This window comes from Magnetospirillum sp. (assembly GCA_027532905.1).
GTDB lineage: Bacteria > Pseudomonadota > Alphaproteobacteria > CACIAM-22H2 > CACIAM-22H2 > Tagaea.
Genome location: JAPZUA010000001.1, coordinates 896,507 through 911,633, shown reverse-complemented (window position 1 = coordinate 911,633; position 15,127 = coordinate 896,507). Strand labels below are relative to the sequence as shown.

At 65.6% G+C, this 15,127-nt stretch carries 15 protein-coding genes; 10 read left to right on the top strand and 5 right to left on the bottom strand.

Annotation, left to right across the window (positions count from 1 at the left end; translation table 11 throughout):
- The first annotated feature begins 197 nt into the window (after nt 1–197).
- On the top strand, nt 198–326 hold the full coding sequence (locus O9320_04395) for a hypothetical protein (GenBank protein MCZ8310069.1): 129 nt from the start codon (nt 198–200) through the stop codon (nt 324–326).
- Here O9320_04395 and O9320_04390 read toward each other — a convergent pair.
- A complete protein-coding gene (locus tag O9320_04390) occupies nt 323–2,026 on the bottom strand; it encodes a SulP family inorganic anion transporter (protein ID MCZ8310068.1) in 1,704 nt (567 codons plus the stop codon). The two genes, O9320_04395 and O9320_04390, sit on opposite strands and share 4 nt — an antisense overlap.
- Nucleotides 2,027–2,097: 71 nt before the next feature.
- On the opposite strand from O9320_04390, the gene gtdA reads away from it, so the two are divergent.
- Nucleotides 2,098–3,165 (top strand): gentisate 1,2-dioxygenase, encoded by a 1,068-nt coding sequence (gene gtdA, locus O9320_04385; GenBank protein ID MCZ8310067.1) that lies wholly within the window; start codon nt 2,098–2,100, stop codon nt 3,163–3,165.
- A 33-nt stretch (nt 3,166–3,198) separates the two neighbouring features.
- Here gtdA and O9320_04380 read toward each other — a convergent pair whose 3' ends face one another.
- From O9320_04380 to O9320_04370, 3 genes are read right to left on the bottom strand one after another with little or no spacing between them, the layout of a single operon-like run.
- A complete protein-coding gene (locus O9320_04380; GenBank protein ID MCZ8310066.1) occupies nt 3,199–4,047 on the bottom strand; it encodes a fumarylacetoacetate hydrolase family protein in 849 nt (282 codons plus the stop codon).
- A gap of 53 nt (nt 4,048–4,100) precedes the next feature.
- Nucleotides 4,101–5,342, bottom strand: a complete 1,242-nt coding sequence (locus tag O9320_04375) for a hypothetical protein (protein MCZ8310065.1) — start codon at nt 5,340–5,342, stop codon at nt 4,101–4,103.
- Nucleotides 5,339–5,875, bottom strand: coding sequence for a flavin reductase family protein (locus O9320_04370; GenBank protein MCZ8310064.1), 537 nt, complete (start codon nt 5,873–5,875; stop codon nt 5,339–5,341). The genes O9320_04375 and O9320_04370 overlap by 4 nt, the downstream gene beginning before the upstream one ends.
- Nucleotides 5,876–6,046: 171 nt before the next feature.
- On the opposite strand from O9320_04370, the gene O9320_04365 reads away from it, so the two are divergent.
- The 8 genes from O9320_04365 to O9320_04330 are packed head-to-tail and all read left to right on the top strand — an operon-like array spanning nt 6,047 to nt 14,684.
- The gene (locus O9320_04365; GenBank protein MCZ8310063.1) at nt 6,047–6,511 is read left to right on the top strand and encodes a hypothetical protein; all 465 of its coding nucleotides are present in this window, start codon (nt 6,047–6,049) and stop codon (nt 6,509–6,511) included.
- A 29-nt stretch (nt 6,512–6,540) separates the two neighbouring features.
- Nucleotides 6,541–7,287 carry a class I SAM-dependent methyltransferase gene (locus O9320_04360; protein MCZ8310062.1) on the top strand — a complete coding sequence of 249 codons (747 nt, stop codon included), beginning with the start codon at nt 6,541–6,543 and terminating at the stop codon, nt 7,285–7,287.
- An 11-nt stretch (nt 7,288–7,298) separates the two neighbouring features.
- Entirely contained in the window at nt 7,299–8,441 is a 1,143-nt protein-coding gene (locus tag O9320_04355) for a glycosyltransferase family 4 protein (protein MCZ8310061.1), read from the top strand.
- On the top strand, nt 8,438–9,172 hold the full coding sequence (locus O9320_04350; GenBank protein MCZ8310060.1) for a class I SAM-dependent methyltransferase: 735 nt from the start codon (nt 8,438–8,440) through the stop codon (nt 9,170–9,172). Before O9320_04355 ends, O9320_04350 begins: the two co-directional genes overlap by 4 nt.
- Nucleotides 9,173–10,930: an asparagine synthase (glutamine-hydrolyzing) gene (gene asnB / locus O9320_04345; protein MCZ8310059.1), complete on the top strand. Its 1,758-nt coding sequence runs from the start codon at nt 9,173–9,175 to the stop codon at nt 10,928–10,930. It begins immediately after the preceding gene.
- 3 nt (nt 10,931–10,933) lie between these two features.
- On the top strand, nt 10,934–12,157 hold the full coding sequence (locus O9320_04340; protein MCZ8310058.1) for a glycosyltransferase family 4 protein: 1,224 nt from the start codon (nt 10,934–10,936) through the stop codon (nt 12,155–12,157).
- Nucleotides 12,154–13,443, top strand: coding sequence for an oligosaccharide flippase family protein (locus tag O9320_04335; protein ID MCZ8310057.1), 1,290 nt, complete (start codon nt 12,154–12,156; stop codon nt 13,441–13,443). Before O9320_04340 ends, O9320_04335 begins: the two co-directional genes overlap by 4 nt.
- The gene (locus O9320_04330; protein MCZ8310056.1) at nt 13,440–14,684 is read left to right on the top strand and encodes a glycosyltransferase family 4 protein; all 1,245 of its coding nucleotides are present in this window, start codon (nt 13,440–13,442) and stop codon (nt 14,682–14,684) included. Before O9320_04335 ends, O9320_04330 begins: the two co-directional genes overlap by 4 nt.
- 68 nt (nt 14,685–14,752) lie before the next feature.
- Here the strand turns inward: O9320_04330 and trxA are convergent, their stop codons facing one another.
- Complete coding sequence (gene trxA, locus O9320_04325) at nt 14,753–15,079, bottom strand: thioredoxin TrxA (protein MCZ8310055.1); 327 nt, start codon at nt 15,077–15,079, stop codon at nt 14,753–14,755.
- Nucleotides 15,080–15,127 lie beyond the last annotated feature (48 nt).

Here is a 15,127-nt window from a genome sequence, read left to right as displayed (position 1 = left end):
TTCCAAGGCTTTATTCGGGCCGCTTTATGGCCAAACAGTGAATTTTGGTGCTCAGATATGTGAAAAACGCCGAAATCATGTATCGATACATGAGTAAAGTGCATAGCTTGACTGTCGCCTTAGCAATGAAACTTCCGACGGTACCGCTGCATAGTGTCTTCGCACGACGGACATGACCGTCGGCTTTGGAGATACAAATGTTTGCGTTTTTGGCTTTGGCGGCGATGGTTGCAGTGGTGACGGCGTTGGCTCTGGCCCACGATTCCGCCAGCGACTCGCTGCTTGTGACCAACCCCGACATGATGTCGGTCGCAGCCGCGCGCTAACTTGCTTCGGATGGCCGGCGCAAGTCGGCCACCGCTTTTTCGACCGACTTTTCATACCGCGCCAGCGGCGGTTTGACGCCGAGCGCGAACAGCGTCTGGCGCATGTCGTGGTTTGTCCCCGTCAGGCATAGGCGCACGCCATCGCGCGCGCATTTGTGCGCGAGACCCTCGATGATGTGCGCGGCCGTCGAATCGAGCAGCGGGACAGCCGCAAAATCCACGACCAGCGCCTTGGGCGCCTCGCCGATATCCTCGAGCACCGAGCCGATCGAAGCGGCAGCTCCGAAAAAGAAAGCACCGCTGATGCGGTAGACCGCAATGTCGCGGTCACCGGCGGATTCGTCGCGATAGGGGATGCGGTCTTCGCCATGCGTGTCGGCACGGTCTTCGAGCCCGAGGCCGCGCTCGCCGCTCACCGCAACGCTCGTCGACATGCGGTGGATGAACAGCATCGCCCCCATCGCGAAGCCGACGACGATCGCCTCGGTAAGATCGCGGAAGATCGTGAGGAAGAATGTCGTCGCCAAGACGGCCGCGTCGCCGCGCGAGACGCGCAGCAACGTCGCGACCGCCTGGCGCTCGACCATGTTCCACGCGACCACGGCAAGCACGCCCGCAAGTGCTGCCAGCGGGATGTGGTCGGCGGCCGATGCAGCAAGCAGCACGAACAGCAGCAAGAAAAGCGCATGCAGCATGCCAGCCACGGGGCCGTGCGCGCCGCTGCGCACATTCGTTGCCGTGCGCGCAATGGTGCCCGTCACGCACATGCCGCCGAACAGGCCGGAGCCCACATTGGCGATCCCTTGAGCGACCAATTCGCAGTTCGAGCGATGGCGCCGCCCGGTCATGCCGTCGGCCACCACGGCCGATAGCAGCGATTCGATGGCTCCCAACATCGCAAACGAGACGGCACTCGGCAGCACCACCACGATCTTGGCCCAGCTCAATTCGGGCAGGGCCGGCATTGGGAAGCCCGCCGGGATGCCGCCAAAGCGCGTGCCGATCGTTTCGACCGGCAAGCCGAACGCAAAGGTCGCGACGGCGGAGCCTGCGACCGCAATCAGCAAGCCCGGCCAATGCGGGCGCCAGCGCCGAAGCCCGAGGATCGTCGCGATCGTCGCGGCTGCAACGCACGCGGCCGCCGCATTGACGCTCGGCAGCGCATGCCACAGCACCGCAAGCTTGGCGACCAAAGCGCCGGGCTCGGGCACTGCCAGCGTGAGGCCGAAGATTTCTTTGATTTGGCTGGCGAAGATGATGACCGCGATGCCGGCCGTGAACCCGACCGTGACCGGATAGGGCACGAATTTCACGTAGGTACCGACGCGCAAGAACCCCATCGCCGCGAGGATCAGCCCCGACAGGATCGTGGCCAGGATGAGCCCGTCCATGCCGTGGACGGCGACGGTGGCGGCGACGAGCACGATGAAAGCCCCCGCAGGTCCGCCGATCTGGAAGCGGCTGCCGCCAAGGGCCGACACAAGAAAGCCGCCGACGATCGCCGTGTAGAGCCCTTGCGCGGGTGTGGCACCCGAGGCGATCGCGATCGCCATCGACAGCGGCAACGCCACGATGGCGACCGTGAGGCCGGCGAGCGCATCGGCACGCAACTGGGCGAAGCCGTAGCCCTCGCGCAGCACCGTCAACAGCTTGGGCGTAAACAGATCGACGAAACCGGGACTTGCGGAACCAGCCTGCATAATGCCGATCATAGTCCAATTGCGTCGCGCGCGGCATGGCGTAACTGCAAGCGCGGCGCTAGACTTTGTTCATGTCCGACCCCAGCCCCAATCCCAGCCCAGATCCGGCCCGCCAAGCTTTCTACGACCGCATCGCGACGTCGTCGCTGACGCCGCTGTGGGAGGTCATGAAAAGTCTCGTCGCCAAAGAGCCCAAATCGGCCGCTGTCGCCCATTGCTGGCGCTGGGCGGATGTGCGGCCCTTCGTGCTCGAAGCCGGGTCCGTGATTTCCGCGGCGGAGGCCGAGCGGCGCGTGCTGATCCTCGAAAATCCGGGCCTCCCCGGCCAGTCGCGCATCACGAACTCGCTTTATGCGGGCCTGCAACTGATCCTGCCGGGCGAAGTCGCGCGCGCGCACCGCCACACCCAATCGGCCTTGCGCTTCGTGGTCGAAGGCAGCGGGGCCTACACGGCCGTCGACGGCGAGCGCACCATAATGCGCCCCGGCGATTTCGTGATTACGCCGTCCTGGGCGTGGCACGACCACGGCAACGACAGCCAAGAGCCGATGGTGTGGCTCGACGGGCTCGACATCCCGATCGTCGGGTTCTTCGAAGCCTCATTCGCCGAAGGGTTCGAGTCCGAATTGCAGACGCAAGCCAAACCGGTGGGAGACTCGCAAGCGCGCTTCGGCGAAGGTTTGCTGCCGCTGGGCTACGCACGCTCGAACGCGGCAAGCCCGGTCTTCAACTATCCCTATGCGCGGTCGCGCGAAGCGCTCGAAAAACTGCATCGCAACGGCCCGCTCGATGCGTGCCACGGGCTTGCGATGCGCTACGCCAACCCGCTCGACGGCGGCTGGGCGATGCCGACCATCGGCACGTGGCTACATCTGCTGCCCAAGGATTTTTCGGGGGCACCCTACCGGGCGACGGACGCAACCGTTTTCAGTTGCGTCGAAGGTGCGGGCCGCGTCTACGTGTTCGCACCGGGCGGCAAGCTCGAAAGCTTCGAATTCGGCCCGCGCGATATCTTCGTGGTGCCGTCGTGGCAATGGCGCCGCTTCGAGGCGACGAGCGACTGTGTGCTGTTCGCTTTTTCGGATCGCCCGGCCCAGGAAAAACTCGGCCTGTGGCGCGAAATGCGCGGCAATGTGTGAGATTGCCGCGCATCCTTGCGTGTCGAGTGCGGTTTAGCCCGCTTTGATCGTGTTGCGCAGCAGGCCCACGCCGGTGATTTCGATCTCGACCGTGTCGCCCGGGAACATGAATTCGGGCGGGGTGCGTGCCGCACCCACGCCGCCGGGCGTGCCGGTCACGATCACGTCGCCGGGTTCGAGCGGGCAGAAGGTCGAGATGTAGGCGATCAGCTGCGGGATGTCGTGGATCAGCATGTCGACCGTGGCCTGCTGCTTCACCACGCCGTTCACGCGCGTGGTCAGCGTCTGGGCCGTGATGTTTTTCATCTCGTCCGACGTCACCATCCACGGGCCGAAGCCGCCGGTGGCGACGAAGTTCTTGCCGGGCGTGAATTGCGAGGTGTGGCGCTGGTAGTCGCGCACAGAGCCGTCGTTGTAGCAGGCGTAGCCCGCCACATGGCTCATCGCCTTCTCGCGCGCAATGCGCCGGCCCTTCTTGCCGATCACGATCGCAAGCTCGCCTTCCCAGTCGAGCCGCTCGCTCTCAAGGGGCTTCAGCATCGGCTGCTCGTGGCCCATCTGCGTGTAGGCAAAGCGCGTGAAGATCGTCGGGTGCTGCGTGTCGGGGCGGCCGGTTTCGGCGCGGTGCTCGCGGTAGTTCACGCCCGCGCAAAAAATGCGCGTGGCGTCGGGAATGACCGGCGCCCAAGCGAATTTGCCGTCCTTGATGTCGGGCTTGCGGCCCTTGGCGTAGGCCTTCAGCGTCGGCAGACCCGCACCCAGCAGAGCCAAGCGCAGCGTGGGCCATTTTTTGCCGAATTTCTTGCCGAGATCGACGATCCCGCCCGCCACCACGGCTCCGTAGGTTTCTTTTTTTCCGACGCGAATGCTGGCGAGCTTCATTGTTTTCTCTTTTCTTTCCGGTGATGTCGCAGGGCTTGGATTTTAACGGCAAATCAGTCGGCGGCAAGCTTTTCGGGCGGCAGCCAGTACCACACGGCGAGGGTCGCAAGCGCACTCGCAGCCCCGGCCGCAGTCATGGCGACGGCTGTGCCGAACAGGCCGAACAAGGTCGGCGACAAGAGGCCCGCCATCATGATGCCGCCGAACACGGCAACGATGCGCACGCGATGCACGCTCGCCGCCGCCGCTTGCGACTGTGCGGAACCGGCGAGCTGGACGCGCAAGGTGAGCGGCACTTCGAAGAACGGCGGCCCCAACGCGGTGAGGCCAAGTCCCAGATAGAGGCCGGGCAGCAGCCACGCATCGGGTGCGTAGATGGCCGCAGCACCGGTTACGGCCAAGCCAAGCCCGGTCAGCGTCAATCCCGCCAGCATGCGGTTGAGGCCGAGCGAGGGTTTCATCGAGCCGACGACGATCGAGGCGGCGAGGTTGCACACGCCGTAGGTCGCAAGCCCGCCCCCGTAGGCGCCGATGCCGACAAGCGGGCCCCAAGTCGCGTTGCGCTGCTCGACGATCAAAGGCAGCCCGTAGCCGATCACAAGGCCCCAGCTGCCGTCGGTGAAAAATTTGAGCGCCAGCAGGCGGCGCAAAACCGGGGCGGCGCGCACGATCTTCCAGCCGACGAGAAAGCTGCTGCTACCGCTTTTTTCGCGGCTCGGCAATGCGTCGCCCACGCGCAGCAGCAGATAGGCCGAAAGTACGAGTGCGAGCGCATAGACGTAGAAAAGTTCGTGCACCGGCATCAGCAGTGCCAGCCCCGCCGCCAAAGCCGGGCCCGACAGGCGCGCCATGCGCCGCACGCCGTCGATGAGGCTGTTGGCCGCAAAAAGCACGTCGCGGTCGGCGACGAGCTGCGGCAGATGGCCTTGGATCGCGGGCTCGAGCTGCGCGCGCATCAAAGAGATGCCGACGGCCGGGATCGCAAGCGCAAGTATGCTCGGCGCGCCGAAATCCCACGCAAGCGCCGGCACGAGGGCTGCGACGGCGCCTGCCGCGAGCAGGATCGACATCGCACGGCGCGGATCGATGGCGCTTGCGACCGCCCCGCCGAACATGGCGCCCGCCAGCATGCAGCCCGATTGCACGGCGCCCAGATAGCCCGCTTGGCGGCCGACAAGCTCGATCGCAAGCCACACGAGTGCGACGCGATAGAGTTCGTCGCCCATGGTGAAAACAGACAAGGCACTCCACAGCCGTGCGACGATCGGATCGCGCAGCGGTGCGAAGGCTCTCATTTTCGGGGTTTGGTCTTTTTCGTCGCGCGCGCAGGCTTGGGTGCCGCCAGCCCATGGAAGCCGCCACCTTCGTAGACGAGCGGCGACCCGCGTGCAGCAACCGAGGCCGCACGCACGTCGCCTACGAAGATCGTGTGCGTGCCGGACTCGATGGCGTCGGCAAGCGTGCAGTCGAAACTGGCGAGCGCGTCTTCGAGCACGGGTGCGCCGGTCGCGGCCTTGCCCCAGCGCCCTTGCGCAAAGCGCTCCTCGCCCTGCACGCCGGTGGCACCTGCAAAGCGCAAGGCAAGCGCACGGTGTTTCTGGCCCAGGATGTTCACGCAGAAACGCTTGGATGCGGCGATGGCGCGGTTGGGGGCCGAATCGCGGTTGACGCAGACCAGCAGGCGCGGCGGATCTGCCGACAGCGAGCACATGGCGGTGGCGGTGAGGCCCGCCCGCCCGCCGCGCCCGGCCGTGGTCACCAGCGTAACGCCGGCGGCAAAGCGGCGCATGGCGCGCTTGAATTCGTCTGGGGTGGCGGTTTTTTTCATGGACCGGGCAATCGGGGAAGACGGGCGAGCGTGGTAGCCCGGATTGCCTGCGTGCGACAAGTATTAGCATCGCTTCGGCGGTATTTGGAGCCGTTGCGGTGCAAAGGCCGCTTGCCGCGAGGCCAGCGAACGCGCTACCTAGCGCCTGCATCCCGCCGCCCCGAGGGCCCAATGCGGTCTTTTTCTGCCATTTTCGTGTCGGCTGCCCTGGCGGCCCTGCTGTGCGCCGCACCCGCACAGGCTCAGCGCGACTCGCGCGGCGGCGAAATGGCGCTCGCACTCGATTTTTTGACCCTTGAACTTGCGGGCTGGCGGCTGCCCGATCCAGTGCCCGAATGCCTCGAGAAGCTCGATCTGAAGCTCCTGGAGCCCGGCACGTTCGGGGCGTCGGAAATGGCGACCGACCCGATCCTGCTGGACGGGGTGGGGCCGCATGCGCGCATCACCGCGATCGACAGCGATCCGGCCGATCGCCGCCGCCGGATCGTAAGGTTCGACTGGCTGATCGCGGCCGAAGGGCGGATTCGGGCGGTGTCGGACCGCTTTGTCATGCTACTGAACGACCAGCAAGGCGATGCCGCCATGATGCGCGAGCCCGAACAGCTGGTCGTGCGGCGGGAATGCTTTGGCGGCTGAGCCGTTGAAACGGCGAAGAAGAGAATCGGATGGAACACGAACAGAATCCCGCGACCGACTGGCGCCAGCGTTTCCTCGCCCGCTACGTCTCGACCCATGCCGCCGTTTCGGATGCGGCCGGCAATCTCGACCGGCGCTGGCCGTTCCTGCAGCAATTCGTGGGCGCGCATTTCCCGCCCGACAAAAGCGCCAAGATCGTCGATCTGGGCTGCGGGCATGGGGCGATCGTGTGGGCCGCCCAGCGCTTGGGCTACACCGCCGTTTCGGGCGTGGATGCAAGCCCCGAGCAGGTCGCGATGGCGGCCACGCTGAAGATATCCGGCGTGCGCCAAGGCGATTTGATGGCCGAACTGCGCGCGATGCCGGGCGACAGCCTTGATGCGATCGTGCTGTTCGACCTCTACCATTACTTCGATCCGGCCACGCAGCTGCGCCTGGCCGACGAGGTGCGCCGCGTGCTGAAGCCGGGCGGACGCTTCATCCTGCATCTGCCCAACGGCGAGGCGTTGTTTTCGGGCCGCGTGCGCTATTGGGACATCATGGCGACCGGCTCCTTCACGCGCCGTTCGATCGAGCAGCTGCTGCTCGTGTGCGACTTCAAGAACGTGGCGTGCTTCGAAGACAAGCCCGTTGTGCACGGCCTCAAGAGTGCGGTGCGCGGCGTGTTGTGGCGTTGCGTGCGCTTCGTGCTGCGGCTGGCGCTGGCGGCGGAAACCGGCGAAACTGGCGGCGACGCCATCTTCAGCCAGACCTTCGTCGCCGTGGCGCACAAATAGGCCCCGCACCGATGCGCATCCTCTATCTGGGCTTCGACATCGAAGGCTATGGCGGCATTGCGACCTATAGTCGCTACCAGATCGCCGCGCTGAAGCGGCTTGGCCACACGGCGACGGTCGTATCGATCGACAAGCAGACCGGCCCCGGTTTGGCGCAGGGTATAGCCGACCGCAAGATCGCCTTCGGCAACCGCTTTGCGGCGGTGGCGACGCTGGTGCGCGAGGCGGCGGCTGCGCGCGGGCGCTACGACCTCGTGATGCTGAACCACGTTTATCTCGCGGGCCTCGGTTGGCTCGTCAAAAAAACGTCGGGCACGCCGTTTACGGTCAATGTCTACAACATCGACATTCTGGCGAAGCTGCCGGCCTTGCGCGAGGCGGCGTTCGCTTCGGCCGACCTCGTGATCGCCGATTGCCAATACACGATCGATTGGATGCCCAAATACCGGCGCTACGTGCCGCCCACGGGCTTGCTCTACGATCCGGTCGATGTCGGTTTCTTCAAGCCGCTTGCCAAGGGCGCTGCGCGTGCAAGGCTTGCCGCCGACTACGGGTGGGACGATCTTGCGGGAAAATTCGTGACGACGACCGTTGCCGCGATGCTGCTGCCGCCCAACAAGGGCCAGCGCCAGACGATGGACGCGATCGCCAAGCTCGACGATCCGCGCATCGTCTATATCGTTGTGGGATCGGGCCCGGACCGTGCCGATCTCGAAGCTTACGCGCATGCCAAAGGCCTCGACGGGCGCGTGCGCTTCACGGGCCGCGCCCCGCAAGAGCATCTGCCGATCCTCTATGCCGCCGCCGACGTTGCGACCTTGATCGCGCGCGGCGGGCCTGGCTGGGGCGAGGCCGTTCCGCTCGGCCTCATCGAAGCGGCGGCGTGCGGTACGGCGTTTCTGTGCGGCAACGAGGACGGCTCGCCCGAAGCGATCGACGCGGCCGACCCGTGCGGCATCGCACTCGGCCCGCTCGACGTGGACGCGATCGCGGCAGCGCTGCGCAATTTGCGCGACGATCCGGCCTTGTGCATGCGCATGGGCGATGCGGGCGTGCGCACGGTCGAAAAACTCTTTGCGTTCGAGCGCTATGTCGAGCAGCAGGAGCGCCTTCTTGCGCGTTTTGTGGCGGCGACCTCGGCGAGGGCGGCATGACCGAGACCGCCTATCGCGCGCGCATCTACGCCAAATACACCTCGGCGACCAATGCACCGCTCGCACCCGAAACCGTGGCGGGCCTGGCCCCGCGTGCGGCCAATCTGCGCCGGTTGATTGCCGCGCATTTTCCGGCCGATCGGCAGGCGCGCATTCTCGAGCTCGGCTGCGGCCACGGCGCCTTGCTGCATTTTGCGCAAATCGCAGGCTACAAAAACATCGAGGGCATCGACGGCTCAAGCGCCCAAGTCGCCGCTGCAGCGCGCCTCGGCATTGCAGGCGTGCGCGAAGGCCAGCTCATGGAAGCTTTGGCCAAGACGGTACCCGCAAGCCTCGATGCCGTGGTGGCGTTCGACGTGCTCGAGCATCTCACGCGCGACGAGATCGTGGCGGCGGTCGACGAAATCGCACGCGTGCTCAAACCCGGCGGGCGCTTGATCCTGCATGTGCCAAACGGCGCTTCGCCCTTCGGCACGCTGATGATCTATTCCGACTTTACGCACGAGGTGGCCTTCACGCCCGAGAGCCTCGCCCAGCTTTTCCTCGCCTCGGGCTGGACCAGCGTGGCCAGCTACGAAGATCCGCCGGCAGTGCACGGCCTCAAGAGTGCCATGCGCTATGCGGCGTGGCGCATGATCCGTGCCTTGCTGCGCTTCTATCTGCTGGCCGAGACCGGCTCGCGCGAACATCGCGTGCTGACGCAGAATCTCTACGCCGTGGCGGTGAAATAGATGTGCGGCATTGCCGGGGCTTTTGCGTACGGGGCGAATGCGCCGGCACTGCGCGAAGCCGAGCTGCGCGCGATGCGCGATGCGATGGCCCTGCGCGGACCCGACGGCACGGGCGAGTATTTCTCGATCGACGGGCGCCTCGCCCTCGGCCATCGGCGCTTGGCCATCGTCGATCTGCGCAGCGTGGCCGACCAGCCGATGCGCCTGGCCGGCAGCGGCCTCCACATCGTTTTCAACGGCGAGATCTTCAACTACCAAGCCTTGCGCGACGAGTTGACCGCACAAGGTGCCGTGTTCGAAACCGCATCCGATACCGAAGTGCTGCTGCATCTTTATGCGCGCGACGGGGTCGCCATGCTCGGCCGCCTGCGCGGCATGTTCGCGTTTGCGATCCACGATGCGGCCAAGGGCGAGATGTTCCTCGCGCGCGATGCGTTCGGCATCAAGCCGCTCTACATCGCCGACGACGGCGGCACGCTGCGCTTTGCAAGCCAGGTCAAGGCGCTGCTGGCAAGCGACCGAGTCGACCGGCGGCCCAATCCGGCCGGTCATGCGGGCTTCTTCCTGTGGGGCCATGTGCCCGATCCGCACACGCTCTATCGCGGCATTTCCGCTTTGCCCGCCGGCCATTTCGCGATCGTCGATGCGCGCGGCATGCGCAAACCTGCGCCGTTTTTCGATCTGTGCGCGGCGTTGTCGGCGCGCGGCGCACCCGCGATGGATCTGCGCGCAGCGGTCGTCGATACGGTGCGCCACCACATGATCGCCGACGTTCCTGTCGGCGTGTTCCTGTCGGCCGGCATTGATTCGACCGTGCTCGCAGGCATCGCCGCCGAAACCAACGCAAGCCAGCTCGACACGGTGACACTCGGCTTCGATACGTTCCGCGGCTCGGCGAACGACGAGACCGCGCTTGCTGAAGAATTCGCGGCCGCGCGCGGAACGCGCCAGCACACGGTGTGGATTGACCGCGCGCATTTTTCGGCCGCCCGCGACGCTTTGTTCGCGGCGATGGACCAGCCGACCGTGGACGGCATCAACACCTACTTCGTGGCCGAAGCCGCCAAACAGGTTGGCCTCAAAGTGGCGCTCTCGGGCCTCGGCGGCGACGAGATTTTTGCGGGCTACCCGAGCTTCGCGCAGATCCCGAAGCTCGTGCGCCAAGCGGCCCCCTTCGGCTTCATGGGCCCGGCCGTGCGGCTTGCCACGCAAGACTGGATCGGCCGCATCGCCTCGCCGAAATATGCGGGCCTGCTCGAATATGGCGGCACGTTCGAGGGCGCGTATCTGCTGCGTCGTGCGCTCTACATGCCGTGGGAAATCGCCAAGCTCTTGCCGCGCGGCATGGCCGAAGAAGGTTTGGCCGAGTTGGGATATCCCGACACGCTCGATCGCGGCTTGGGTGCCGCCTCCAGCGATCGGCTCAAAGTGTCGGCGCTCGAGATCGCGAACTATATGCGCGACCGGCTTCTGCGCGACAGCGACTGGGCCGGCATGGCGCATTCAGTCGAGATCCGCGTGCCGTTCGTCGATCCGGTGTTCCTCGCAAACGCCTTGCCGCATTTGGCACACGCCGGCAAACGCGATCTGGCCGCGACACCCAAGCCGCCTTTGCCCGACGCGTTACGCGATCGGCCCAAGACCGGCTTCGTCGTGCCGGTGCGCGAATGGCTCGTGGGGGCGGGCGACCGCCATGGGCATCTGCGCGGGCTGCGCGGCTGGGCCAACCATGTCTACAGCACCTTCGTGGATGCTTGAGCGATGGCGAAGCTCAAACTCGCCTATCTCGTGACGCATCCGATCCCCTACCAAGCACCGCTTTTGCGCCTGGTGGCACAGCAGCCTGACATCGATTTCACGGCGTTTTTCGGCACCGACTTCACCACGAGGCCGTTCGTGGCCGGCGAGTTCGGCCAGAAAATCGTGTGGGACGTGCCGCTGCTCGAAGGCTATCGCAGCCACGTTCTGCCGCGCCTCGATCCGCAGCCGCCGCCCGGCATTCTCGAACCGCTCGATCTGTGGCGGCCGTTTTCGCGCGGGCTTGCCAAAGCGCTCGATGAAGGCGCATTCGATGCGCTGTGGATCCACGGCTACGCGCATGCAAGCCACTGGGCCGCGATGCTGAGCGCCAAACGCCGCGGCATCAAAGTGCTGCTGCGCGACGAAGCGCACGCGATCTCGGCCACGCGCTCGCCCGCCAAGCAGCTCGCCAAACGCGCTTTCTTCGCAGCCCTCAAACAGGGCGTGGACGCGTATCTCGCGATCGGTTCGTTGAACCGCGCTTACTATCGCGGCTACGGCATCGCCGATTCCGACATCTTCACCGTGCCCTACGCGGTCGACAATGCGCGGTTCGCGGCCCAAGCGGCGACCGCTTCGGCTTCGCGCGATGCGTTCAAGCAGCAACTCGGGATCGCACCGGGCCGGCCCGTGGTGCTGTTCTGCGCCAAGCTCATCGAGCGCAAGCGTCCGGCCCTGCTGATGCGGGCTTTCGCGCGCATCGCCGCCGATCCGCGCATGCGCAACCCCGTGCTCGCGTTCGTCGGCGACGGGCCGCAGCGCGCCGAGCTTGAGGCGGCCGCCGCAGCGCTGGGGCCCGATGCCGTGCGCTTCCTCGGCTTCAAGACGCAGAACGACTTGCCGGCCTGCTACGATCTGGCCGACGTTTTCGTGCTGCCCTCGGGCCAGGAAGCTTGGGGCCTCGTCGTCAACGAGGTCATGTGTGCGGGCAAAGCCGTGATCTGCTCCGACCAGATCGGCGCGGCCCCCGATCTTGTGCATCCGGGCCGCAACGGGGCCATCTTCCGCACCGACGACGAAGCCGATCTTGCGCGCGCTCTCTCCGACGTAATCGGCGACGAAGCAAAACTCGCGAAGATGGGCGAAGAATCGCGCGCCATCATCGAACGCTGGAGCTTCGCCGAAGACGTGGCGGGCCTGCGCGCGGCGTTGGCGCATGTGCTGCCCGGAAGGATCGCGCCATGAAGGACATGTCGACGTCCTTCGCGACCACGATCCTGATCCAGATCGTGAATATCCTCACAGGTCTGCTTGCCGCCCGCATCCTGCTGCCCGAAGGGCGCGGCGAGCTTGCCGAGATCATGCTGTGGCCGGGTCTGCTGCTCGAGTTCGGCATCCTCGCAATGTCGGATGCGCTGCTCTATCGCGCGGCCACGCGCCTTGCCCCGCCCAAGGTGCTGTTCGCGACCGTAATGTGGATCGGTGCCGCGATGGCGGTGATTCTCGTGGTGGCGGGCTATCTCCTGATGCCGCTGGTCCTCGCGTCCGAGACGGCGACCGTGCGCATGGTCGAAAGCTGGTACTTGGCCGCCTTCGTGCCAATCTATCTGTTTTCGCTGTTCGTGGCGGTGATGTTCCAGGGCCATCTCGACCTGTTCGGCTGGAACGTCGTGCGCGCCATCGTCGGCCTTGGATATCTCGCCTTCATCGGGCTGTTCCTTGCCGCCGGCTTCGACGATGTCGGCCATTTCGCGATGGCGTACGTGGCGGGCACGGCACTCTCGGGGATTGTCGGCGTCGTCTGGCTCTACCGAAAAGGGTGGACCGGCTGGCGCCCGGATTTCGGCGTGGCGAAGGCGATGCTCGGCTACGGGGCACGCGTGCATCTGGGCGAGATGATCAACAGCCTGCGCCAGCGCGTGGACCAGATCGCCGTCGCAGCCTTCCTCACCTCGCACGACATGGGCCTTTACGTGGTGGCGCTGACCGTGGCGAACGGCCCGATGATCCTCGTGAACACGGTCGCGGGTGTGGCGTTCCCGAAGATCAGCGGAGCACCCAGTGCCCAGGAGAAGCTGCGGATCTTCGGCATCTATCTGCGCCTTGCCATGGCGATGTCCATCGCAAGTGCCGTGGGCCTCGCCATCCTGGCCGAATGGGTGGTGCCGCTGATCTTCGGCCAGGCCTTCGACCAGAGTGCGACCCTGTGCCAGATCATGCTGCTGGGCCTGCCCTTTTTCGCGGCCAAGCTCATGTTCATCCAGGCCCTCAACGCGTTCGACCGATCGCTTGCGATCGGCTGGGCCGAGGCGTTCGGCCTTGCCGCCGCCCTTGCCGCCTTGTTCGTGCTGCTGCCGTGGCTCGGCATCGAGGGCGCTGCGTGGGCGCTCGTAGTCGCGAACATCGCGGCCCTGGGTGCGATGGCGGGTTCGCTCAACCGCCAGATCGGTGCACCCGTGCTCGCGATGTTCAAGCCCACGCCCGACGATTGGGCGCAGGTCACGGCCGTGCTCGCAAAGGTCCGCCGATGAGTTCGCCTGCAAGGGGCCTCGTCGGCCATCCGGGCTCGAATCACCTGGCGTATCAGCTTGTTGCGGCCTTGCAGCGCCATGGGTTCGACGTCGGTTTCGAAACCGGCGTGTTCTGGACCGGCAAAGGCCTCGTGCCGAAGGTCACAGCACTGCTGCCTGAAGCCTCGCGCGCCAAACTCGAGCGCGAACTCAAACGCCGTTCGCATGCGGGTGTCGCCGCCGCAAGCGTGGCGCAGCGCCCGCTCGCCGAACTTCTCTACATCGCGACGACGCGCCTAAAGCTCGCCCCCGAAACGCAGCTTGCCGCGATCGCGTGGCGCAACGATCTCTTCGACGCGCAGTTTGCCGCGCGCGTTTCCGACGAACGCCCGGATTTTGTCGTCGGCCACGACAGCTCGGCCCTGGCCGCCCAGCGTGCGGCGCAACGCTACGGGGGTCTTGCGATCCTCAACCAAGTCATCGGCCATATCGCCACGGGCCTCGAGCTGTTTGCGCAAGAAGCAGCCTTGGCACCCGAATTCGCCGAAACGCTGCCGCTGCCGCCCAAGCGCGTAATCGCGCAATGCGCGACCGAAGCGATCGAAGCCGACCGCGTGATCGTGCCCTCAACATACGTGGCCGACACGATGGTCGCGAACGGCACCGACCCTACGCGTATCTTCGTGCTGCCGTATGGCGTGGACACCAAGCGCTTTTGCCCGGCCCCGAGTCCGCGCGCCGACGACGGCAAATTCCGTGTGTTGTTCGTGGGCGGCCTCACGCAGCGCAAGGGCATCAAATATCTGCTCGAAGCCGCCAAGCGTGCGGCGATCCCCAATCTTGAGCTCGTGTGCGTGGGCAAGAAACTGGGCAGCGACGCAGCCTTCGCCCCCTACGCCGATTTCTTCCGCCACGTGCCGCACGTGCCATTCCACGAGGTGCACCGCCTCTACCAGACGGCCGATGCGTTTGCGTACCCGTCCTTGCACGAAGGCTCGGCATTTGCGAGCTACGAAGCGCTGGCCTCGGGCCTGCCGGTCGTGTGCACGCCCAACACCGGCAGCGTGGTGCAGGACGGCGTGGAAGGGTTCTTGGTCCCGATCCGCGACGTGGACGCGCTCGTCGAACGTTTGCGCCAGCTTGCGCGCGATCCCGATTTGCGCGCCCGCATGGGTGCGGCCGCGCGCAAGCGCGCCGAAGAGTTTACCTGGGCGCATTACGGCGACCGTCTTTCGGCTTGGCTCCACGCACAGCTGAATTAGGACACCTCAATGAAAAACCCCGCCACGAGGGCGGGGTTTTCGCGTCATGCATAATCAGGCGCTGCGGCTCACACGTTGGCTTGCACCCATTCGTAGAGCTTGCTCTTGGGCAGCGAGCCGATTTTCGTGGCGGCCACTTCGCCGCCCTTGAACAGCATCAAAGTTGGGATGCCGCGCACGCCGTATTTGGACGGCGTCATTGGGTTTTCGTCGATGTTGATTTTGGCGACCGTCAGCTTGTCGCCCATTTCCTTGGCGAGCTCGTCGAGGGCAGGGGCGATCTGTTTGCACGGCCCGCACCATTCGGCCCAGAAATCCACGAGCACAGGCGTGCCGGATTGCAGCACGTCGGCTTGGAAACTGGCATCGGTTACTTTGGTCGTGGTGGCGCTCATGGGACGTTCCTCTCGATTCGACGGACATGAAACGTAGGAAGCCGCAAG